General features: G+C 69.6%; 22 protein-coding genes. All 22 read right to left on the bottom strand.

The genetic code is table 11. The features are described 5' to 3' along the window. Nucleotide 1: 1 nt before the first annotated feature. Nucleotides 2-832, bottom strand: a complete 831-nt coding sequence (fliP, locus tag QN245_RS10885; protein WP_160967586.1) for a flagellar type III secretion system pore protein FliP — start codon at nt 830-832, stop codon at nt 2-4. A gap of 2 nt (nt 833-834) precedes the next feature. After that, the gene (gene fliO / locus QN245_RS10880; protein WP_184447976.1) at nt 835-1251 is read right to left on the bottom strand and encodes a flagellar biosynthetic protein FliO; all 417 of its coding nucleotides are present in this window, start codon (nt 1249-1251) and stop codon (nt 835-837) included. Further along, nucleotides 1248-1586, bottom strand: a complete 339-nt coding sequence (gene fliN / locus QN245_RS10875) for a flagellar motor switch protein FliN (RefSeq protein ID WP_160967559.1) — start codon at nt 1584-1586, stop codon at nt 1248-1250. Before fliN ends, fliO begins: the two co-directional genes overlap by 4 nt. After that, entirely contained in the window at nt 1583-2590 is a 1008-nt protein-coding gene (fliM, locus tag QN245_RS10870; protein ID WP_160967557.1) for a flagellar motor switch protein FliM, read from the bottom strand. The genes fliN and fliM overlap by 4 nt, the downstream gene beginning before the upstream one ends. A gap of 12 nt (nt 2591-2602) precedes the next feature. After that, complete coding sequence (locus tag QN245_RS10865; RefSeq protein ID WP_160967555.1) at nt 2603-3121, bottom strand: flagellar basal body-associated FliL family protein; 519 nt, start codon at nt 3119-3121, stop codon at nt 2603-2605. 248 nt (nt 3122-3369) lie between these two features. After that, a complete protein-coding gene (locus QN245_RS10860; RefSeq protein ID WP_317843156.1) occupies nt 3370-4695 on the bottom strand; it encodes a flagellar hook-length control protein FliK in 1326 nt (441 codons plus the stop codon). Beyond that, nucleotides 4692-5153 (bottom strand): flagellar export protein FliJ, encoded by a 462-nt coding sequence (gene fliJ, locus QN245_RS10855; protein ID WP_167087715.1) that lies wholly within the window; start codon nt 5151-5153, stop codon nt 4692-4694. Before fliJ ends, QN245_RS10860 begins: the two co-directional genes overlap by 4 nt. A gap of 3 nt (nt 5154-5156) precedes the next feature. Then, nucleotides 5157-6533 (bottom strand): FliI/YscN family ATPase, encoded by a 1377-nt coding sequence (locus tag QN245_RS10850; RefSeq protein ID WP_160967549.1) that lies wholly within the window; start codon nt 6531-6533, stop codon nt 5157-5159. After that, entirely contained in the window at nt 6530-7153 is a 624-nt protein-coding gene (locus QN245_RS10845) for a FliH/SctL family protein (RefSeq protein WP_184447974.1), read from the bottom strand. Before QN245_RS10845 ends, QN245_RS10850 begins: the two co-directional genes overlap by 4 nt. Continuing rightward, complete coding sequence (fliG, locus tag QN245_RS10840; protein ID WP_160958722.1) at nt 7150-8139, bottom strand: flagellar motor switch protein FliG; 990 nt, start codon at nt 8137-8139, stop codon at nt 7150-7152. Before fliG ends, QN245_RS10845 begins: the two co-directional genes overlap by 4 nt. A gap of 10 nt (nt 8140-8149) precedes the next feature. After that, nucleotides 8150-9871, bottom strand: a complete 1722-nt coding sequence (gene fliF / locus QN245_RS10835; RefSeq protein WP_184447973.1) for a flagellar basal-body MS-ring/collar protein FliF — start codon at nt 9869-9871, stop codon at nt 8150-8152. A 12-nt stretch (nt 9872-9883) separates the two neighbouring features. Then, on the bottom strand, nt 9884-10246 hold the full coding sequence (gene fliE, locus QN245_RS10830; protein WP_019797186.1) for a flagellar hook-basal body complex protein FliE: 363 nt from the start codon (nt 10244-10246) through the stop codon (nt 9884-9886). 254 nt (nt 10247-10500) lie between these two features. Beyond that, nucleotides 10501-14022, bottom strand: coding sequence for a glycosyltransferase (locus QN245_RS10825; RefSeq protein ID WP_317845352.1), 3522 nt, complete (start codon nt 14020-14022; stop codon nt 10501-10503). A gap of 204 nt (nt 14023-14226) precedes the next feature. Beyond that, entirely contained in the window at nt 14227-15360 is a 1134-nt protein-coding gene (locus QN245_RS10820; protein WP_317843155.1) for an FkbM family methyltransferase, read from the bottom strand. Nucleotides 15361-15642: 282 nt separating this feature from the next. After that, nucleotides 15643-16260, bottom strand: coding sequence for an LbetaH domain-containing protein (locus tag QN245_RS10815; RefSeq protein WP_317843154.1), 618 nt, complete (start codon nt 16258-16260; stop codon nt 15643-15645). Beyond that, nucleotides 16257-17396, bottom strand: coding sequence for an aromatic ring-hydroxylating oxygenase subunit alpha (locus tag QN245_RS10810; RefSeq protein WP_317843153.1), 1140 nt, complete (start codon nt 17394-17396; stop codon nt 16257-16259). Before QN245_RS10810 ends, QN245_RS10815 begins: the two co-directional genes overlap by 4 nt. A gap of 25 nt (nt 17397-17421) precedes the next feature. Next, on the bottom strand, nt 17422-18069 hold the full coding sequence (locus QN245_RS10805) for an acetyltransferase (RefSeq protein ID WP_317843152.1): 648 nt from the start codon (nt 18067-18069) through the stop codon (nt 17422-17424). Continuing rightward, the gene (locus QN245_RS10800; protein WP_317843151.1) at nt 18066-18827 is read right to left on the bottom strand and encodes an SDR family NAD(P)-dependent oxidoreductase; all 762 of its coding nucleotides are present in this window, start codon (nt 18825-18827) and stop codon (nt 18066-18068) included. The genes QN245_RS10805 and QN245_RS10800 overlap by 4 nt, the downstream gene beginning before the upstream one ends. A gap of 14 nt (nt 18828-18841) precedes the next feature. Continuing rightward, nucleotides 18842-19603 (bottom strand): SDR family NAD(P)-dependent oxidoreductase, encoded by a 762-nt coding sequence (locus QN245_RS10795; protein ID WP_317843150.1) that lies wholly within the window; start codon nt 19601-19603, stop codon nt 18842-18844. A 2-nt stretch (nt 19604-19605) separates the two neighbouring features. After that, a complete protein-coding gene (locus QN245_RS10790) occupies nt 19606-20646 on the bottom strand; it encodes a ketoacyl-ACP synthase III (protein WP_160967530.1) in 1041 nt (346 codons plus the stop codon). 1 nt (nt 20647) lies between these two features. Further along, nucleotides 20648-20872: an acyl carrier protein gene (locus QN245_RS10785; protein ID WP_019801391.1), complete on the bottom strand. Its 225-nt coding sequence runs from the start codon at nt 20870-20872 to the stop codon at nt 20648-20650. Further along, entirely contained in the window at nt 20869-22047 is a 1179-nt protein-coding gene (locus tag QN245_RS10780) for a DegT/DnrJ/EryC1/StrS family aminotransferase (protein WP_184447966.1), read from the bottom strand. The genes QN245_RS10785 and QN245_RS10780 overlap by 4 nt, the downstream gene beginning before the upstream one ends. Nucleotides 22048-22248 lie beyond the last annotated feature (201 nt).

The raw sequence follows: 22248 nt of genomic DNA, 5'->3' as shown, positions 1-22248 counted from the left end.
CTCAGACCCCGTTGAAACTGGCGGCCAGCGTGCCGACCGTCAGCACCCAGCCATCGACCAGCACGAACAGCAGGATCTTGAACGGCGCCGAGATCAGCATCGGCGACATCATCATCATGCCCATCGACATCAGCACGCTGGCCACCACCAGATCGATGATCACGAACGGAATGAAGATCAGGAAACCGATCTCGAACGCCGTCTTCAGCTCGCTGGTGACGAACGAGGCCACCAGCACCTGGAACGGCACCGCGTCCGGGCCGCTGTAGGTGCCGTTGCCGGCCATGCCGGCGAAGGTCATCAGGTCGGTCTCGCGCACCTGCGCCAGCATGAAGGCGCGCAGCGGCTGCGTGGTCAGCGTCCACGCGGTCTGGAAGTCGATCTGGCCGTTGAGATACGGGCTCATGCCCTGGCCCCAGGCCTTTTCCCAGACCGGCATCATCACCAGCGCGGTCAGGAACAGCGCCAGGCCCATCAGCACCTGGTTGGACGGCGTCTGCCCGGTGCCCAGCGCCTGCCGCAGCAGGCCGAGCACGATGGTGATGCGGGTGAAGGCGGTCAGCACCAGCAGCAGCGACGGCAGCAAGGTGATGGCCGTCATCAGCAGCAGGGTCTGCAGCGGCAGGCTCACCGGCTGCGCGCCGATCTTGCCGACGTTGACCTCCGGTAGCGAGGGCAGGGTGGGCGCGGCGTTCTGCGGGTTCTGCGCGGTCGGCGTGGTGGCCGGCGCCGGATTGGCCTGCGCCCAGGCGAACGCGGGCAGCAGGCTCAGGGCCAGCAGGATCAGCAGCAGGCGCAGGCGGCGAGCGTTGCGGTTCCAGAAAAACGGCATGGTCATTTGTCCTTGCGCAGCTTCTGCGCCAGAAGCTGAGCGAAATCGGGAAGCTGCTTGAACTGCTTGAGCGAAGGCAGGGTCGGCGCGGGGGCCTGCGGCAGCGGCTCGGGCAACTGATGCAAGGTGCGTACCCCGCCGGGCGACACGCCGAGCAACAGCTGTTCGCCATTGACCTCGACCACCACCACCCGCTCCTTGGCGCCGACCGCCAGGCTGGCGACCACGCGCAGGCCCTGGGCCGGGCGGAAGCCGCTGCCGGGCAGGCGCTTGAGCACCCAGGCCATGGCCAGGATCAGGCCCAGCACCAGCAGCAGCGCGAACACCGCACCGAGCAGGCTGGGCGCCGACGGCGCCGCGTTGCCGACGCCCGCACCGTGCTTTGCGGTCTGCGTGGCGATGGCGAGCAGCAAGCTCACCGCAGTCTCCGGATGCGCTCGCTGGGGCTGACCACGTCGGTCAGGCGCACGCCGAAACGGTCGTTGATGGTCACCACTTCGCCGTGCGCGATCAGGGTGCCGTTGACGTACACGTCCAGCGGCTCGCCGGCGCCGCGCTCCAGTTCCACCACCGAACCCTGGTTGAGCTGCAGCAGGTTGCGGATCGGAATGCGGCTGCGGCCCACTTCCAGCGACAGCGTCACCGGCACATCCAGGATCACGTCCAGGTTCAGGTCGTTGGACTCGGCCGTGGCATCCGGCTGCAGGCTGTCGAACTGGGCCGGCGCCGGCTGGGTGGGATCGGTCTGGGTCATGGCAGGTCTTCCTGGAGAGCGGGACGACGGCGCAGCGCGCCGGGGGGATGGGTGGCGGTGATCTTCACCGCGTTCTGGCCGCGCGAGATGCCGAACTCGCCGGTGAACACCGGGATGTTCTCCACGCACAGCGGCACCTGCTTGGGCAGGTCGATCGGGAGCACGTCGCCGATCTTCAACCGGGTCAGCTCGCGCAGGCTCATCTGCTTCTGCGCCAGCACGCTGGAAATGGTGACCTCCGAGCCGAACAGCTGCTCGCGCAGCATGATGTTCCAGCTTTCGTCGCGGTCGACGCGGTCGCTCTGGATGCCGGCGTCGAGCAGTTCGCGGATCGGCTCCAGCATCGAGTACGGCAGGGTCACGTGGATCTCGCCGCCGCCGCCTTCCAGCTCCACGTGGAAGCGGCTGACCACCACGTACTCGCGCGGGGTGACGATGTTGGCGAAGTGCGGGTTGACCTCGGAATTGATGTACTCGAAGTCCACCTCCATCACCGGCGCCCAGGCTTCGGCCAGGTCGGCGAAGGTCTGCTTGAGCATCAGCTGGATCACCCGCATCTCGGTCGGGGTGAATTCGCGGCCTTCGATGCGGGTGGGGTAGCGGCCGTCGCCGCCGAAGAAGTTGTCGACCACGGTGAACACCAGGGTCGGCTCGAACACGATCAGGCCGGTGCCGCGCAACGGCTTGAACTTGATCAGGTTCAGGTTGCTCGGCACGTACAGCGAGTGCATGTAGTCGTTGAACTTGATCAGGTCGATGCCGCGCACCGACAGGTCGGCCGAGCGCCGGATCAGGTTGAACAGGCCGATCCGCCACAGGCGTGCGAAGCGCTCGTTGACCATCTCCAGGGTCGGCATGCGCCCCCGGATGATCCGGTCCTGGCTGGAGAAGTCGTAGTTGCGCGCTTCACCCGGCTCGGCCGCCGCCGGCTCGGTATCCACCACGCCGGCATCGACGCCATGCAACAGGGCATCGATCTCGTCTTGGGAAAGCAGGTCGGTCATCGCGGCATCGCCTTACTGGGTGACGAAGCTGGTGAACAGCAGTTCTTCCACGCACTTCTTGCCGGTCTCGGCGGTCATCAGCTTCTGCGCATCGGCCAGCGCCGCGGCCTGCAGCTTCTTGCGCCCGTCGATGTTGGCGATGTCCGTTGCCTGCACCTGCGAGAACAGCATCAGCAGATGCGCGCGGATCGCCGGGGCGTTCTCGGTGATCAGCTTCAGCTCTTCCGGATCGCGGGTCATCAGCTGCACTTCCAGCTGCAGGTAGTGCGGGCCGTCTTCGGCGCCGCCGTTGAGGTTGACCACGAACGCCGGGTCCATCGCGAAGTACTGCGCGGGCTTGGGAACCTCGGCAGTCTTCTCCTCGGCCTTGGCGTGGCCGCCCTCGGGCTTCTTCAGGAAGAAGAACGCGCCGGCACCGCCGCCGCCCAGCACCAGCACCGCCGCGATGACGATGATCAGCAGCTTTTTCTTCGACTTGCCGCCTTCCGGGGCGTCCTTGGCGTCTTTCTTGGATTTGTCGGGGGCTGACACAGTGCGGCGTCCTGAAGGGGGTCTGCCCCTGAGGATGCAATCGCCGTGCCGAAACCGGGCGCCGGGCGCGCCGGGTGTTTGACGGTGCCGCCGCGTGCCGCGCAGGCGTGGGCCGAGACCGTTGTGGGAGAAGGGATCCGGAGTGGGAAGGGGTTCAGCCACGACGCTTTTCGGAGGAAAGCGTCGGGGCTGAACCCCTTCCCACAAAAGGCCTTACCCCGATCCGGCTGGCGGCAGTGCCGCCCGGATCAGGCGTAGGCGTCGAGCAGCCCGCGCTGGCGCAGCACCATCGCCGGAATCCCGACGCTGCCGGACAGGTCGTCGGCAAGCTCGCCGCCGCTGCGGCTGCCGCCCTGCGGAGTGCTCTGCGCATTGGCCTGCTGTTGCTGCGGCTGCTGCTGGCCGACGTCGGCCTGGCCGAGCTGGAAGCCATGCTGGCCGAGCATCTCGCGCAGGCGTGGCAGGCTGTTCTCCAGGGCCTGGCGCACGTCGGCCTGGTTGCTGCTGAAGCTGGCGTTGACCTGGTCGCCGGTCATGTGCAGGCGCACCTCGACCGGGCCCAGTTCGGCCGGATTCAGCTTGATGTGGGCGTGGCCGATCTTCTGGTCGGCCAGCCAGCTGATGCGCGCGCCCAGCTCCTCGTCGAACTGGTTGCCGTGCAGGTTCGGGGTCGGCGTGGGCGAGCCGCTGAACGGCTGCGCATCGGCCAGCCGCGTGGTGGCGTGCAGCGGCGTGGCCGCCGCGGTCGGCGCGATCGCGCTGGGATCGGCGGCGGGCACCGCGTCGCCGCCTTCGCCGGTCTTGCCGCTGGCCGCGGCGGCGATGGCCGCCAGTGCCGCCAGCGGGGCCGCGGTCTCGGCGCCACCGGCCTTGTCGGCCGATCCGCCCTGCGCCAACAGCATCGCGCCGAAGCCGCCGGCGGCCGAGGCCGGGGCGGTGGTGCTGGCCGTCGCGCTGGCGGTGCCGGCGGTGGCCGCATTCGGATCGGTGGCGCCCGCCGCGGTCTGCGGCAGCGCGTCGCCGCCGCCGAGCAGGGCGGCCGCGCCGCTGGCCACGGCGCCGGCGACGCCGACGGCCAGCCCGGCCGCCGCGCCCAGCGGGGTCGCCGAGGCGGCCGGCAGCACCGCCGCGCCGATCGCCGGCAACAGGCCCAGGCCGATCCCGGCCAGCCCGGCCGGCGGCCAGGCGGCCTCGTCGGGCTTGGCGTCGTCGCGCTTGTCCTCGGCCTTGCCCTTGTCCTTGCCCGAGACCTTGGTCTCGGTGCTGCTCTTCTCGGTGTCCTGGGCGACCTTGTCGCCGGCCTGCGCGGTGCGCGCGGGATCGCTGGCGGTGTCGTCGGCGGCCGCCGGGCGCTTGTCCGCCTGGTCCTTGTCGGCCGGTTGCGCCGGCTTGGCCGTCTCGCGGGCGGCGGGCTTGGGCGCGGTGGTGCGCGCCGAGCCGCCGCTGCTGCCGCCGAGCAGCTTGGCGAAGTCCTTGTCCTTGCCGCCGCTGCGGTCCAGGCCCGGGGTGTCGTTGCCGCCGCCGATCTGGCTGGCGCGGCCGCTGCCGCCCAGCGCGGAAAGCGCGTTGTTCATCGTCCGTCTCCGTTCTCGTGTTCGTCGGCGGTGGCCGCCAGGCGCGCGCGGCGCGCGCCGAGGTCGTCCATCTCGCGCTGGCTGCGGCGGTCGTCGACCTTGCGTTCCTGCGCGCGGTAGCTGGCCGCGAGCTGTTCCAGCACCTGCTTGTCGCGACTGGCCAGCAGCAGCCGGCTGCGCTCCATCTCGACCTTCTCGCGATTGCGGTCCACGGTCTGGCACTGCTGCTGCACCGCGCTCTCCAGCCGGTCCAGGAAGGCGCGGCGGTTGGCCAACTGCGCCAGACTGGTCGCCGCCATCTGGCTGTTGGCGTACTCGTCGGCGTAGCGGCGCAGTTCTTCCAGCCGCGACTCGTGGGTGGCCAGGGCGCGCTGGCGCTCGGCGAGATCGCGGGCGACCTCGTCTTCGTGCTGCTGAGCCCGGCGGAGCAGGGGATCGAGACGTTGCGATTGCATCATGGCTTAGTTCTCGCGGTCGACCAGCCGTTTCAGGGCGGCCTGGCTGTGGGGCAGATCTGCGGCTTTGGCGACGTCCTGTCCGAGGAATTCCATGATCTCCGGCCAGCGCTCCAGCGCTTCGTCCACCGCCGGGTCGTTGCCGCGCTGGTAGGCGCCGATGGTGATCAGGTCGCGGTTGGCCGAGTAGGCCGACACCAACCGCTTCAGCGAGCGGATGCGCAGGCGCCACGGCTCGTCGGCGATGTCCTGGACCACGCGGCTGACCGAGGACTCGACGTCGATGGCCGGGTACAGGCCGCTGTCGGCGACGCGCCGCGACAGCAGGATGTGGCCGTCGAGGATGGCGCGGGCGGCATCGGCGATCGGGTCCTGCGGGTCGTCGCCTTCGGTCAGCACGGTGTAGAAGGCGGTGATCGAGCCGCGGCCCTTGGCGCCGTTGCCGGCGCGCTCGACCAGGGCCGGCAGCTTGGCGAACACCGACGGCGGATAGCCGCGGGTGGTCGGCGGCTCGCCCACCGACAGGCCGATCTCGCGCTGGGCCTGGGCGAAGCGGGTCAGCGAGTCCATCAGCAGCAGCACGTTTAGGCCCTGGTCGCGGAACCACTCGGCGATGGCGGTGGCGCGGTAGGCGCCGTGCAGGCGCGCCAGCGGCGGGCGGTCGGCCGGGGCGGCGACGACCACGGCGCGGCGCAGGCCTTCCTCGCCCAGGGTGGTCTCGACGAAATCGCGCACTTCGCGGCCGCGTTCGCCGATCAGCCCGACCACGATCACGTCGGCGGCGGTGTAGCGGGTCATCATGCCCAGCAGGGTGGACTTGCCGACGCCGGAGCCGGCGAACAGCCCCACGCGCTGGCCGCGGCCGATCGGCAGCAGCGCGTTGATCGCGCGCACGCCCACGTCCAGCGGGGTGGTGATCGGTTCGCGCGCCAACGGGTTGATCGACACGCCGGCCATGCCCACCGAGCCTTCGGCGCGGATCGGGCCCTTGCCGTCCAGCGGCACGCCGTCCGAGTCGATGACGCGGCCGAGCAGGCCTTCGCCCACTTCCACGCCGCCGCGGCGGTGCAGCGGCACCACCCGCGCGTTGGGCAGCAGGCCGTGGGTTTCGGCGCTGGGCATCAGCGAGGTGCGGTCGCCGGAGAAGCCGACCACTTCGGCATCGACCCAGCCGCCGTCGACCTCGACCCTGCAGGTGGCGCCCATCGGCGCCTCGCAGCCGACCGCTTCCAGGGTCAGGCCGACCGCGCGGCGCAGGATGCCCTCGCGGATCAGGCCGCGGCCGGCGGCCGCGTCCAGGTCGAGCCTGCCGAGACGGCCGGCCAGGCGCAGGTTGCGCGCATCCAGCCAGTCGGCGGGGTGGGTGCCCGACAGCGCGCTCACAGGCCGGCTCCGGACTTGCGCATCACCGTCTCCAGGGCCGCGCGCAGGCGCGCTTCGAGGGTGCCGTCGATGCGCACCGATTCGGCGTGCACGCGCAGGTCGCCACGGCTCAGGCTCAGGTCCGGCACCAGCCGGATGCCCTGGTCCATCATCGTCAGCAACGGGGTCAGCGCGGCGATGTCGTCCGGGTGCAGGCGCACCTCGACGTCGCGGCGCGCGCCGCCGACCGCGTCCAGCGCCTCGGCCACCAGTTCCGACAGCAGCACCGGGTCGGCCTGGTAGGCGCGGCCGACCAGGCTGCCGGCGATGCGCACGGCCAGTTCGCCGAGTGCGCCGACCACTTCGTTCTCCAGCCGCGCCAGCGGCCGCGAGAAGTTGTCCAGGATGCCGTCGATCTGCGCGGTCAGCCGGCGGATCTCGGCCTGGCCCTGGGCCAGGCCCTCGGCGTGGCCGCGTTCGAAGCCTTCGTGCTGGGCCGCGGCCTCGATCGCCTGGATCTCCTCCAGGCTCGGCGGGCGCAGCACCGGCTCGTCCGGCAGCACGTCTTCGTACGGCTGCGCCGCCGACAACGGCGGGGCATCGAGTTCCGGCGCCAGCCAGCGCACCACGTTGCCGTTCATACCATGGCCTCCGCACCACCGCCGCCGAGGCTGATCACGCCCTCATCGGCCAGACGCCGCACGATCGCCAGGATCTCCTTCTGCGCGGCCTCCACGTCGGCCAGGCGCACCGGGCCGCGCGCTTCCATGTCTTCGAGCAGGATCTCGGCGGCGCGCTGGGACATGTTCTTGGTGATCTTGTCGCGCACCTTGATGTCGGCGCCGCGCAGGGCCAGGCCGAGGCGGTCGCCGCTGACCTCGCGCAGCATGGTCTGCAGCCCGCGGTCGTCCAGCTCCACCAGGTTGTCGAACACGAACATCAGGTCCTGGATGCGGCTGCCCAGGTCGGCGTCGATCTTGCTGATCGCCGCCAGCACACCCTGGTCGGCGCCGCTGTCCAGGAAGTTGAGGATGTTCGCCGCGACCTTGACCCCGCCCACGTTCGAGGACTTCAGGTTCTGGTTGCCGGAGAACTGCCGCTCCATGATCTCGTTGAGTTCGTTGAGCGCGTGCGGCGGGATGCCGTCGAGGGTGGCGATGCGCATCAGCACGTCGGCGCGGGTGCGCTCGGGCAGCAGCTTCAGCGCCTCGGCGGCCTGGTCGTTGTCCAGGTGCGCCATCACGATAGCGATGATCTGCGGATGCTCGTTGCGCACCAGGTCGGCGATCGCGCGCGGATCCATCCACTTCAGCGTGTCCAGGCCGGTGGTGTTGCGGCCCAGCAGGATGCGGTCGATCAGGCTGCCGGCCTTGTCGGCGCCCAGCGCCTGCACCAGCACGTTGCGGATGTAGTCGTCGGCGCCCACGCCCAGCGAGGTCTTGCTGCCCAGCTCGGCGTTGAACTCTTCCATGACCTTGTCGACCTGGTCGCGCGAGATGCCGCTCAGCGTCGCCATGGCGATGCCGATCTTCTGCACCTCCTTGGGGTCCATGTGCTTGAGCACCTCGGCCGCGTCGGCCTCGCCGAGCGACAGCAGCAGCACGGCGGCGCGCTGGGTCCCGTTCATTGCATTCGCATCAGGCTTCACTGGCGACCCATCCCTTCACGACCTGCGCCACGCGCTTGGAATCTTGTTTGACCGCTTCGCGGGCCTGGCGCAACCGTTCCTCGTAGGCGTCGGGCAGGGCGATGGCGGGGTTGCCGCCGCTGCCGCCGCTGAGGCTGGCGGTGTCCTCGCCCAGCGACGGCAGCAGCGGGTTGTCGTCGTCGAGCATCGACAGCTTGGCATCGCGCGGTTCGTTGCCGTCGCGGTCGTGGCCGACCGCCGCGGCCGGCGCGGGACCGGCGATCTGGCGCAGCGCCGGGCGCAGCACGCCGAACAGCAGCGCCAGCACCACCGCCGCACCCAGCACCAGGCGCAGGCCGTTCATCACCCGCGGATCTTCCCACCAACCGGGCTTGTCTTCCGCTTCCGGCGCCGTGCGCACGAACGGTGCGTTCATCACCGAGACGGTGTCGCCACGTTCGGCGTTGAAGCCCACCGCCTGCTTGACCAGGCCTTCGATGCGGGTCAGCTCGGCGGCGCTGAGCGCCTGCTCGGTCATCTTGCCCTTGGCGCCGGGACGCATCACGTGGTCCACCAGCACCGCCACCGAGACGCGCTTGATGCGCCCGGCCGGCTGCCGGGTGTGCTGCAGGGTACGGTCCAGTTCGTAGTTGCGGGTGGCGCTCTTGGAGCTCTCGGTCGGCGTCGCGGCGGCGGCTTGTTGGGTGCCGGCCGTGCCCGGTGCAGGCGGAGCGCCAGTGGCGCCCGGCTGGCCCGGCGCGCTGCCCGGCGAGTTGCTGGTCGCGCCCGGCGCGCCCTGCGGGCCGCCGGTCTGGGTGCTGCTGTCGCTGACCTGCTCGCTGCGCAGCTTCGGCGGGTCGCCGTTGTACAGCTCGCGCGCTTCCTCGACCACCGAGAAGTCCATGTCCACGTTCACTTCCGGGTTGACCCGGCCCGGGCCGGTCATCGGCTCCAGCAGTTCGCGGATGCGCTGGTTGTAGGCGCTTTCCTGGCGGCGCACCTGATCGAACTGGGCGGCGTTGAGCGCGGCGTCGCTGTTGGGGTCGGCGATGGTCAGCATGCGCCCGCTCTGGTCGACCACGGTGACGCGATCCGGTGCCAGGTCGGGGATGCTGGAGGCGACCATGTTGACGATCGCATCGACCTGGTTGCGTTCCAGGGTGGTGCCGCCACGCAGTTCCAGCACCACCGAGGCGCTGGCGGCCTCGCGCTGGCGGGTGAACGCGCTCGGCTTGGGAATGGCCAGGTGCACCCGCGCCTCGCGCACCGGGCGCAGGCTGGAGATGGTGCGGGCCAGTTCGGTTTCCAGGGCGTGCTGGTAGCGCGCGTTCTCCACGAACTGGCTGACCCCGAAGCCGGGATCCTTCTCCATCACCTCGAAACCCATGTTGCCGTTGTCGGTCAGGCCGGAGCCGGCCAGCTTCAGCCGCGCGTCGTACAGCTTGTCCTCCGGCACGGTGATCGCGCCGGTGGCCTGGTCGAGCTTGAACGGGATCTGCGCGGTGCGCAGCAGGTCGGTGGCCTCGGCCGTGCCTTTCTCGTCCAGGCCGGTGTACAGCGGGGTGTAGGCCGGCTTCTGCGACCAGAAGAACACGAACAGGCCGGCCGCCACCGCCACCGCGATCATCGCCATCAGGCCGATGCGGCGGGTGAGCTGCAGGCTCTGCAGGCGGTCGAACCAGGCGCCCGCCTTTTCGCTGCTGAAAGTGTCTTTGCTGATCGCAAGCGCCATCGTCTTCTACCCTTACAGCGGCATGTTCATCACGTCCTGATACGCCTGGACGAGTCGGTTGCGGACTTCCACGGTAGCGCGAAACGCCACCTGGGACTGTTGTGCGGCCAGCATCACCTTGGCCAGATCCGCGCTGGGGTCGCCCAGTTCGAAGGCCTTGGCGAGGTCGCCGGACTTCTGCTGGGCCTCGTTCACGCCGCCGATCGCGTTACGCAGGGTCTCGGTGAAGCTCGGGCCCTGCACGCCCTGGTTGCCGGTCAGGCCTTCGATCGCATTGCTGCGGCCGACATCGCCCACCCGCGTCTGCGCTGCCTGGCCGACCTGGCCCTGATAGCTGCGGATCTGCGAAAGGATGGAGCTGATGGAGTCGCTCATACGGTGAAGTCCCTGCCGGGAGACGGCTTGCCCGTATGCAATGCAAGCGGTGTGCCGAAACGGCGTTCACGTGCCGCGCGGCCTCCAAGCGGGCACGGGCGGGGGACACCGGCGGCAGGTGACGGGTTCCCGGCGCCTGCCGCGTCGCCGGCGCGGGTGGGCGCAGGCGACGTGTCGGCGGGTTGACGCTGTGCGCGTCGTCACGTTCGGACGCGGGCGCTGCGCGCCGACCTCAAGGTGGGCTGGGGGGCGACTCAGTCCGGCAGCCAGGCCGCCCGCCACTCCTGCAGATTGGCGCCTTGCAGCAGCCAGTCGCGCTGCACCGCCGCGCGCAGGGCAGCGCCGGCCGCGGCCCGGGCGTCGGCATCGGCCAGGTGTGCGCGGATCGCATTGACCCAGTCGCGGAAGCGGTTCTTGACCAGGGTCACCGGCAGCCCGCCGTCGCGGTAGGGCGGCAGGTCGCTGGCCACCACCGGATAGCCGCAGGCGCCGTACTCGAGCAGGCGCAGGTTGCTCTTGCAGCGGTTGAACAGGTTGTCTTCCAGCGGCGCCAGCGCCAGGTCCAGGCCCAGCGCGGCCAGCGCCTGCGGATAGCGGGCGAAGTCCACACCCGCGTGCACCTCGTGCACGTGCCGGCGCAGCCGCTCCGGGCACATCCCCATGAACACCCAATGGACCTCGCCGGCCAGCGCCTGCACCACGTCGGCGATCAGTTCCAGGTCGCCGGTGTGGCTGAGTCCGCCGGCCCAGCCGACCCGCGGCTTGGCCGAGTCGGACGCCGCCGGCGTCGCCAGCGCGCCCCACAGCTGCGGCTCCAGCCGGTTGCGGACCACGCGGATGTCGCCGTGCAGGCCGGCCAGCGCCTCGGCCAGGTCCGGCGTGGAGACGGTGACGCGGTCTACCAGCGTGGCGGCACGCCGCAGCGAACGCAGTACGTCCTTGGGCATCTGCTCGCGATGCGCGCTCTTCAGCGGCAGATTGGGCAGGTAGTCGTCCAGTTCGTAGACCATGAAGGCACCGCAGAAACGGCGCATGCGCTCCATCCGCACCAGTTCCGCATCGCCGACGCGGCGCTGCAGCACTACCGCGTCGGCGCCGATGCGCTGCAGTTCCACCGGGTCGAGCAGGCGCGCGTAGTACAGGCCGTCGATCTGCGCCGCCGCGGCCAGCGCCTGCAACGGCTGGATGACCCGGTACTGACCACTGCCGAAGGTGTCGCCCGGATGGGCGAGGATCCGCGGCAGCGGCTTCCACGACAGCGGCTGCCAGGAGAACTCGGATTCGCCCAACTGGAAGCCGCCGGGCTGCTCCAGGCCCAGGCTGGGCGAATAGGCCGGATCGTGCGCCAGCGCCGGCAGCCAGCGCTGCAGCAGGGCCTCGTCGGCCGCCTCGCTGCGCGTGGCCGGGGCCGGCTGCAACAGCAGCGCCTGTGGCGTCCACACCGTCCAGGCGCCCGCCGCCGCGGCGCGCAAGCACAGGTCCACGTCGGCGCCGCCCTCGGCGAAGCCGGCCGCGTCGAATCCGGACAGGTGTTCGAACAGCGCCCGCCGCACCAGCAGGCAATGCGCCGACACCGCGCTGTAGCGATGCGCCACCTGCAGCCGGCCCATGTAGCCGGGCTGTGCCATCGCTTCGCCGGCAAAGGCGTGGCCGGCGCCGGCAAGCACGCCCGGCAGCACACCGGCATGGGTGATCCGGCCGTCGGAGGACACACCCTTGGCGCCGACGATGCCGACTTCGGGCCGCTGCGCGTGGTTCATCAGCGCATGCAGCCAGCCGTCCTGTACCGCGGCGCTGTCGGCGTCCAGGAACAACAGGTACTCGCCCTGCGCCTGGGTGGCGGCGAGGTTATGCGCCTCGGCCTGCGAGACCCGCTGTTCCAGCGCGAACACGCGGATGCGGCCGTTGCCCAGCTCAGCCACCGCCTGCATCCACGCGGTGATCTCCGGCGCCTGGCTGGCGTTGTCCACCAGCAGCAGTTCGTAGGCGGGGTAGGCGGTCTGTTCGAGCAGGCTGACCACCGCGCGCTGCAGCGCCGGCAGGTTGTCCTGTGCCAGCAGCACGATCGAGACCGGCGGCTGCGCGGGGTGGCCGTAGTCGATACGGAACAGGCCGCCCGCCAGCGGTTCGACCGCGGCCTGTGGATAGCCGCGGGCCTGCAGATGCGCGGCGATCGCGCGCTGGCGCGCCGGGCCGCCGGCCTCGGCGCTGGCCGGCGCAGCGACCAGCAGCGGCTCGGGCAGGTGCACGATGCCGTCGCCGCCGTCGCGCAGGAACAGGCGCAGGATCAGCTCGAATTCGCTGGCGCCGTCGTAGGCCGGGTCGAAGCCGCCCAGCGCCTGCACCGCGGCGCGGCGGAACACCCAGTGGCCGGCCATTGCCAGCGGATTGCCCAGCAGCAGGTCCAGGTCCGGGTCCGGCCGCAGCAGCGGCGCCAGGGTGTCCGCATCCACCGCCAGCCATTCGTCCGCGTACAGCGCGTTGCACTGCGGCTGTTGCGCCAGTTCCAGCAGCAACCGCAGCAGCCCGCCGGCATAGAAACGGCTGCCCGCGGCCACGCGCAGGCACCAGTCGCTGGCCGGTGATGCATCCAGCGCGGCGGACAGCGCCGCCGCATCGGCCTCGGCCGGCAGCGGCGGCAGGCTCCGGACCCGCGGATCCGGCCACGCTGCGACGGGCGCATCGCCCAGCACCAGCGCCTGCACCTGTGCGAACGCCTTGCCCTCCAGCAACAGGCTGTCCAGGGTCGCCGCCAGTGCGGCGTGGTCGGCGCCGCGTGCGTCGACCAGGATGGCCAGCCGCGGCGCGCCGCCCAGGACGGCCAGCCGCGGCGCGCCGCCCAGGGCGACCAGGCGCGCGTCGAGCAGGTCGCGTTGCGCCGGCGTCACCGTCCGCCGCGCCTGCCAGTCGCGCAGGGCGCTTTGCACGCAGACGCGCGCGTAGGCGTCCTGGATCGCCTGTAGCAGGTCCACCGGCGTACTCGGACCACCGGCCAGCGGCGTCACCGTGACCTGGCGAACGTCGCCATCGCCGCGGTACCAGCCCATCGCGCGCACGCCCTGGCGGAAGTTGGCATGGCCCTGATCGCCGATGCCGGGCTGGTCGCGGCCGACCTGGCTGTATTGCTCCTCCGACACCCGGAAGCGGGTCAGCGGCCGCGCCAGCAGTGCCAGATGGCCGCGATGCAGCAGCTTGGCGTACAGCGCCAGGTCGCCAACCCAGTTGATCACCTTGCCGGCCAGCGTCATCAACTCGTCGCCGATCTCCAGCAGGTCGCTGCGCCGGCACAGCACGCAGCTGGGCTCGCCGACGAAGTTGATGGTGTGGTCGGCCAGGAACGACAGCAGCTCCGGCCCGTCCAGCAGCACGTCGCCCGCGAACGGAAAGGCAGTGGCGGGGATGTCCTCCAGCGGCGCGCCGTGGCTGTCGATCCGCTGCCGGCGCGAGGACGCCAGCAGGACGTCGGGCGCGGACTGCATCGCCGCGACCAGCGCGGCCACGCAATCCGGCGCCAACACGTCGTCGTCGTGCAGGAACTTCACGTACTCGCCCTGGGCTAAGGCGATTCCCCTCGCGGTGCTGCCGAGTTCGCCGTAGCGCTCCGGATTGCGTTGGTAGCGGATCGGGAACGGGGCACCGGCCGCACGGCGTTCCACCACCTCGGCGATCGCCTCGGTGGGGTTGTCGTCGCAGATGACCAGTTCCAGCGCCGGATAGGTCTGGGCCAGCACGCTGTCGAGCGCCTGCTCGAAGTAACGGAGCTTGTAGGCCGGCATGACTACGCTGACCAGGGACGGGTGAGGCATGAACGATGGACCGTGTCGGGAATGGGAGCGGAGCGCACGCTGCGCCCGATCCATCTCAGATGCAACAAGCATGCCGGTCCTGACCGTGCCGTCGCCTGCGAGCAGGCGGCGCTTTAGGAGCGAAGTTGGGTCTGGAGGCGAAGAAGAAGGTGGCGCAGCAGGCGCGGCTGCGCCTCACTCCACGTAGAGCACGCTGTCGAAGTAGTACATGGCGTAGTGGCGCAGTCGTAGTTTGGCACCCGGCATGATGCGGTCGAGTTCGGCGACGATGTCTAGCAGGTCGAGCGCATGGTGGTAGCAGGTGATGGCCATGCGCGGCCGGCAGCGCCCGATCAGCGCCGCGCCGCCCCGCAGCACCTTGGCTTCGGCGCCTTCCACATCCATCTTCAAGACGCTGACGTGCTCGATCAGGTCGTCCAGTCGCACGCAGTCCACGCGTGCTGAGCCACTGCCATCGAGTCGGCTGCCCATGGTGCCTTGGGCATCGAACGCCAGGGTGCTGGCTACGTCGGCGACTGCGGCGTTGTACAGCGTCGTGCGGCCGTCATCGTCTGCCAGCCCTTGCTGCAGGGCGGCGAAGTTCTCCGGATCCGGCTCGAAGGCATGGATGGTGGCATAGCGGTGGCGCGATGCCGCGCGGAACTTCTTGACCGTGTCGCCGCGATAGGCGCCAATGTCCACATAGTGTTCGTCTGCGCCGATCCGCAGCGGATGCTCCAGCGCCGAATACACCGAGTAATACTCCTGCTCCATCGGGCACAGGACATCCAGCAGCGGCCGCCTGTCGCCGTCCATGCGCATCTGCAGTAGCGCGTCCAGGGTACGCATGCTCAATGCGTCGGCGAAGCGGCCACGCACGGCATCGAACTGCGCGGCGTGCGCAAGCGTCTGTTCCCGTGTCACCTGTCCGCTCTGATACACCAGTGGAATATCCAGCGCGTACATCAACTGCGGCAGATCGACGCGGCGACCGCTGCCCAGCCGCTGCAGTTGATCGAAGTGCAGCCACGCGGTTGGCATGTACGCACAGTTGATCGTGGGTAACCCGGCCAGATCCGGATCGCGCAAGAAGGTCGCTGTCGGACGCACGTCGTCGAAGCCCGCATCGGTGATGCGGCGTTCGTAAAACACATCGTCCAGCGCAACGACGCGGATGCCGGGGACGCGCTCGACCAACAGAGCGGCGGCGCGGGCCGCGTAGAGCCCGCCGAGACTGGAACTGGGCGCCAGGAAGATTGCGCCGCCGGCGCGCTTGCAAGCATCAATCAGGTCCGCTTCGCGCTGAAGCGCGGCCAGAGGGTCGGTCATGGATTCACTCGAAAGGAGCGCGCCCTGCGGGCACGGGTGTTGGAAAATAGGCTTGGCTGCGCGTCGCTTTATAGCGCGATCGGGTCGCGCCGCGAACACAGCAGATGCCCGATCCTAGCGGAGCGGGGGATGCTTACACCCGTGCATGCATCCCAGCTTGTGCAGAGGCGTTTGGGTTTGAGCCGTGCTGAATCGGACTAGCGAAGTGCTGCCACACCGTTGGTGCGATGCGGCATGAATCGGATCGTGATACGTGTCGTCGCGTGCTGCGCGGCGTTGGGATCAACGCAGGATGCGGGCGCCGCCAGGCATCAGGGCGTCGTAGAAACAGCGGTCGGCCAGCACGTCCGGCACGGTGCCGGGCAGCAGCCATTCGCAGTGTCGGCCGATCTTCGCGCCGCTGCGGGTCATGCTGCCGCCGCCCAGCGTGCTGCCCTGACCGATCTGCGTGCCGCGGCCGAGGTGCACGCCGGCATGCAGGGTGACGCAGGCACCGACGCGCACGTCGTGTTCGACGATCACTTGGCGGTCCAGCCAGCCGCCGGCGCCGATGCTGCTGCCAGCGGCCAGGTTGCAACCGGGGCCGACATGCACGTTGCCGAGCAGGCGCACGCCGTCATCGATGTGCGATTGCGGCCACACAAGATCGATGCTGCCATAGCCGGCCAGGCGCACGTCGGCCAGCAGCTTGTGCCGCGACTGGTTGACCGCGCGTTCGTCCATGGCGACGAACACGTCGGTCGCGGCCGGCGGATGGCTGGCGTGCAGGGCGCCCAGGTCGAAGTTGTAGCGGTCCGGCGATTCCAGGGCGATGCCCACGTACGCCAGGCCGCAGGCTTGCGCGGTACGTTGTGCCTGCTCCAGCGCGTGGCCCTGGCCGATCAGCACCAGCGTCTTCATGCCGGTTGCTCCAGCACGTTGGCGCGGTACCACAGGTGCTGGCGCACCAGCTCGGTCTCGTAGTCGCCGTGCATGAAGGCACGCGAGTGCGGACCGAAGCCGGCCTGCAGGCGTTCCAGCACGGCCGTGTCCTCGGCGATCACCTGGTGCTCGATGCGCATCAGCGTACTCAGCAGGGCGGTGAAATCGGTCCGCTCGCTTCGGCGCCGGGCGGTCGCCACCCACAGGTGGTAGTCGGTCTCGTGCGGCGAGACCGGATCGTACTGCTGCAGTACGAAGGAGTCGCCACGCACGCTGTAGAAGTTCACGTTCGGATACAGGAACCAGTTGTAGAACGCCGAGTCCTCACCGTAGCGCTCGCAAAGCGGTCGGTACCAGTGATCCTGCACCGCGATCTCGGCCTTGGCCGGGAAGCTCAGCGCGTCCAGTGGAACGGGCTCGCCGCCTTGCAGCAGTTGTTCCACCGCCGAGGGTACCTCGACGGACCGCTCGACATGCGCCGAGGGCTTGGGCGCTGCCGTCATCAGCGGGTTGAAGGTCTTGGGATGGATGAACGGAATATGGTTGTAATCCTTCACGTTCTCCATGTTGAGCTTCCAGTTGTAGCGCACGCGGTGGCAGCTGTAGATCAACTGCGAATCCACGTGCGATGCCGCCGCGCGCAGATCCTCCAGGAACGCTGGCGCAAACTGCTGCTCCAGCGGCAGCGGCTGCTCGGCCATGTTCACGAATAGCAGCTCGCCCACCTGCTGCAGATGCAGCTTTGTCAGGCAGATGTTGGCCTTCTCCTCGGCCGTAAACTGGTACAGGCCGGAGTTGGGCAGCCCACGCAACTCGCCTTCGGCGCCGAACGACCACGCGTGGTATGGGCACACCAGCGGCCGCTTGCCGTGCGCTTCGGTCTGGATCGCCGACTGCCGGTGCGGACACTGGTTGAGGAAAGCGCGGATGCCGGCCTCAGTGCGCTGCACCAGCACCGGCACCCCGGCCACCTGGCGCGCGAAGAACTGGTTGCGCTCGCGTACCATGGAGGCGAAGCCGACGAAGATCCACAATTTGCCGAACAGCCTCTGCTGTTCCAGGCGCAGGCTGTGCGGGCTGATGTAGTGCTCGGCGTCGAGGGCGTGGCGGGTCATGCGGAACGGCGTCCTGGGTGCGGGGTCAACGGCTGAAGATGGTACGCGCCGGGTTCCCGGCGACGGTGACGTTGGGCGGCACGTCCTTGACCACCACGCTGCCGGCGCCGATCACCGCGCCGTCGCCGATCGCGACGCCGGGCAGCACGGTGGCGTGCGGATGGATGACCACGTCATGGCCGATGCGCGCGCCGCCGCCGACGAACACGAAGTTGCCGATCTGCACGTAGTCGCCGATCACCACGTCGTGGCCGACGATGGTGGTGGCGAGGATGGTGACGAACTCGCCGATGCGGCTGTCGGCACCGATCGACACGCCGACCTCGAACAGGCTGCCACGCCCGATCAGCGTCTCCGAGGCCTCGCGCAGGCGTGGACGCAGCACCATGAAGTCGGCGCCGCGCGCCAGCAGTGGCTGGCTGTAGCGGCGGCGTGCGGCCGGGTCGCCGAGCGCGCAGACGAACAGGTCGCCGGGCACCGGCTGGTAGGTGTCCGGGTCGCCCAGCAGCGGCCAGCGCAGGCCGGACGCCAATGCGCTGCGGCTGTCCAGGAAGCCCTTGATGTCCCAGGCCTGGCCGTAACCCGGATCGTCGTTGTACGCCATCGCCGCGATGCCGCGACCGAAGCCGCCGGCCCCGACGATCAGCACGTGTTGCGGGGGCGCATCGCTCATGCGAACTCCACGCCGCCGTCCATGCTGAAGGCCTGGCCGGTGACTTTACTGCTGGCGTCGGAGAGGAAGTACAGGCAGGCCATGGCCACGTCCTCGGGGTCGCCGATGCCCAGCGGGTAGCGCTTGCGGCTCTCCTCGAACCAGGCCTTGTCTTCGTTGATCAGGGTGGTCTCGACCAGGCCCGGGCACAGCGCGTTGGCGCGGATCTGGCGCCTCGCCAGTTCCAGCGCCAGCGGCCGCAGCATGCCGATCAGCGCTGCCTTGGAGCCGGCGTAAGGCCCGACGCCGACGGTGCCGGTCAGCGCGGCGATCGAAGCGAGGAAGACGATGGAGCCGCCGGGGCGCAGCGCCTGGCGCGCGAGCAGGTGGCGGGTCAGCATCGTCGGCGCGACGTAGTTGATCGTCATCACCTCGGTGAGGAAACGCTCGCTGACCAGTTTCATCGGCGACAGGCCGCGGATGCCTGCGCTGTGCACCACGCCGTCCAGTGGCCCGCTTTCGGTGGCCAGGCGTTGCACGGTGGCGGCATCGGACAGGTCGCCGGCGAACAGACGATGGCCGTCGCCCGGCAAGGCGTCGAGCAAGGCCTGCAGCCGCGGCAGGTCGCGGCCGGCGACGAGCAGGCGCGCACCGGCGCCGGCACAGGCCTTGGCCACCGCCTCGCCGATGCCCTTGGAGGCGCCGGTCACCAGAATCGTCTTGCCATGCACGCCGTACAACGTTTGCGACAGAGCGGCCGGCGTTTCCGCAACGGACATGGGGGTCTCCAGGCTCATAGGCGGATCGGCAGGGAGAGCCCACCGTCGATGGTCAGGGTGCTGCGAGTGATCCAGCGGCTGGCGTCGGACAGCAGGTAGGCGGCGCCATTGGCGACATCGGCCGGGTCGATGCGGCCCAGCGGGGTCAGGGCGATCTTGTCGTCCATGTCCGCGGTGCTGCCCAGCCTACTCAGCATCGGCGTGTCGACGTAGCCGGGGGCGATGCAATTGGCGCGGATACGGTGCCGGGCCTGTTCCAGCGCGAAGGAGCGCACCGCGGCCTCCAGTGCCGCCTTGGACCCGGCGTAGCCGGCGCTGGCCTGCGGCGCGGCACGCGCGGTCAGCGCCGAGACGTAGACCAGCGAGGCGCCCTCGTGCAGCCGGCGCTTGGCCAGCAACTGCTGGGTGAGGATGACCGGTGCCAGGTAGTTCACCGACAGCATCTGCTGCAGGTGCTTCTCGGCGGCCATCCGGAACGGCACCAGCGCGGCGATGCCGGCGCACGAGGCCAGGCCGTGGTAGCGCTCGGCCGCCTCGAGTAGGGCCGTGCGGGTTGCTTCTTCGGTAAGGTCGCCGATGACGCTGCGGTGGCCTTCGCCAGAGAGCGTTTCGGCGACCGCCTGCAAGCGTTCCGCATCGCGCCCGTTGAGCACCAGCGTCGCGCCCAGGCGCGCGCACAGCGCGGCCACGGCCGCACCAATGCCCGAGGAGGCACCGGTCACCAGGATGGTCTTGCCCTGCAGCCCGAAGGCATCGGTCGTTGCAGAGAACGCCATCGTCAGGACTCGATCAGGTCGGGGAACACCGCGCCGTCGATGTCGACCAGGCAGGTGCCCCAGGACAGGCCGATACCGAAGCCGCACAGCAGCACGCGCTTGCGGCCTTCTTCCAGTTGCTTGTTGATCCGCGCGGTCATGGTGACCGGTAGCGAGGCGCCGCTGGTGTTGCCGAAATCGTGCAGGGTGGAGGGCACCTTTTCCGGCGGCAGGCCGAGCTTCTTGCGGATGGTCTCGTTGATCATCCGGTTGGCCTGGTGGAACACGAAGTAGTCGATCTCGTCCTTGGACACGCCGCTGTAGTCGAGCAGCTTCTGCACCGCCGGCGGCACCCGCTGGGTGGAGAAGCTCAGCACCGCCACACCGTCCAGTTGCAGGTCCACGCCGCGGTGCCAGTGGTCGTTCTCGTCGGCGCGGTAGGGGATCAGGTGCTGCACCCCGACCGGTTCGCGGTGGCCGCCGACCGGCAGGATGATCGCGCGGTAGCCGCTGCCGTCGCTGTTGAGGTCGAAGTGCATCGGCGCGGCGTCGGCGCTGAATTCCAGCGCGGTGGCGGTGCCGGAATCGGAGAAGATCGGGTCGTCGAAGGTGGCGCTGCGGTCGCCCACCAGCAGCAGGCCCTTCTTGACGCCGCCAGCGGCGATCATCGAGCCGAGCAGGTTGATGCCGAACGGGTAGGCCGAGCAGCCCAGGTTGACGTCGAAGGCCACCGTGGCGTGCGACAGCCCGAGGCGGTCCTGCAGGATGATCGCGGTCGCCGGGATCGGGTAGTCCGGCGACTGGGTGACCACGATCAATGCATCGACCTCCTCGCGCTGCCATTGCAGGCGTTCCAGCAGCACCTGCGCCGCGTCGAAGGCCAGGTCGGAAAAGCACTGCCAGTCCGCGGCCATGCGCCGGGTATGGATGCCGATATTGCGCACCAGCCGCTCGCGCTCGGAGCGGATCTGCGGCCGGCAATCGGTGAGGTTGGAGACGACGCGCCTGGGCACGCAGGTCGCCATGCCGGCAAAGCGTACGTTGCGCAGCGTGGAGGTCGGCATGTTACGCCCCGGTCAGCTTGTAGAGGTCGCCCAGGGTGACCACGGCGGCCAGGTGCTCGCCGGTGATGGTCTTGCCGTACTCCATGTCGAACATCACGATCACGCCCAGCGCGGCCAGCGAATCCCACTCGGGCAGTTCGCGCAGCACCGTGTCCATGGTCACCTCGACCGGATTCTGGAAATCCGTGGCCGACAGGAAATTCTCGATAAACGTCTCTTGGCTCATGTTGCTGGTTCCACGGGTTGGGCGAAGGAGGGAGGAGCGAGGGTGCTGGAGGAATCGGACCCGGACATGACGCCGCCGGCAGCGGCGATCAGGTCGACGATGGCGTCCACCTGGTCGGCCGCCAGTCCAGGGAAGATCGGCAGGCACAGCACGCGGTCGGCCATCTGCCGGGCCACCGGCAGGCCGGCCGGGGCGGACGAGGGCAGGCCGCGGTACATCGGGAAATCGCTGATCAGCGGGTAGAAGTAGCGGCGCACCAGGATGTCGTGGCTGCGCAGCAGCCGGTGCAGTTCATCGCGCGCCAGCGGGAAGGCGTCCTCGACCAGGATCGGGAACGAGGCGTAATTGGACAGCCCCGGCGACCGCGGCGCCAGGCAACGGATCCCCGGCACCTGCGCCAGGCGTTGCCGGTACTGCGCGTCGATCGCCCCACGCTGCGCCAGCGCGTCATCGATGTGCTGGAGTTGCAGCAGCCCGAACGCGGCGTTGATCTCGCTCATCTTGCCGTTGATGCCGGTCGCCACCACCGTGGTCTCGTCGACGAAGCCGAAGTTCTTCAGGCGGCTGATGCGCTGGTAGGTCTTGGCGTCCGGGCAGACGATGGCGCCGCCCTCGAAGGTGTTGAACACCTTGGTGGCGTGGAAGCTGAGCACGCTGAGGTCGCCGTGGCGCAGGATCGAGCCGCCCTCGTCCTTGACCCCGAACGCGTGCGCGGCGTCGTAGATGACCTTGAGGTTGTAGGTGTCGGCGATGCGCTCGATCGCCGCGGTGTCGCAGGGGGTGCCGTAGCAGTGCACCGGCATGATCGCGGTGGTGTGCGGGGTGATCGCCGCTTCAATCTTGAGCGGATCCAGGTTCATGCTCAGCGGATCGATGTCCACGAACACCGGCTTGATGCCGCGCCACAGCAGCGAATGCGCGGTGGCGACGAACGAGTACGGCGTGGTGATGACCTCGCCGGTGATGCGCAGCGCCTGCAGCGCGGTCAGCAGCGCCAGGGTGCCGTTGGTCAGCAGCGCCAGGTGGTTCACCCCCAGGTACTCGGCCAGCGCCTTCTCCAGCGCACGGTGCATGTCGCCGCCGTTGGTCAGGATGCGGCTGCGCCAGATCTGCTCCAGGTACGGGACGAACGCCTCCAGGGGCGGCAGCAGCGGACTGGTGACGGGGATGGACATGGGACCTGCCTGGCGACGGGTGAAAGTCCCCGGTGCGGAACGCGCCGCCCGGTGCTGTGAAACGTGAAGCAAGCCACATGCCAAAGAGGCTGTCTACTCCCGTCATGCCGACCGGGATGCGGCGATGGCAAGGCAAAGCGCCGCGTGGCTAGCCGTGACCGCGCGATGCGCACGTCGACGCCCACGTTGCGCCGGTCGTGC

It is taken from the genome of Xanthomonas rydalmerensis, assembly GCF_033170385.1.
GTDB classification, from domain to species: Bacteria; Pseudomonadota; Gammaproteobacteria; order Xanthomonadales; family Xanthomonadaceae; genus Xanthomonas_A; species Xanthomonas_A rydalmerensis.
This window is presented reverse-complemented; position numbering and strand designations above follow the sequence as displayed.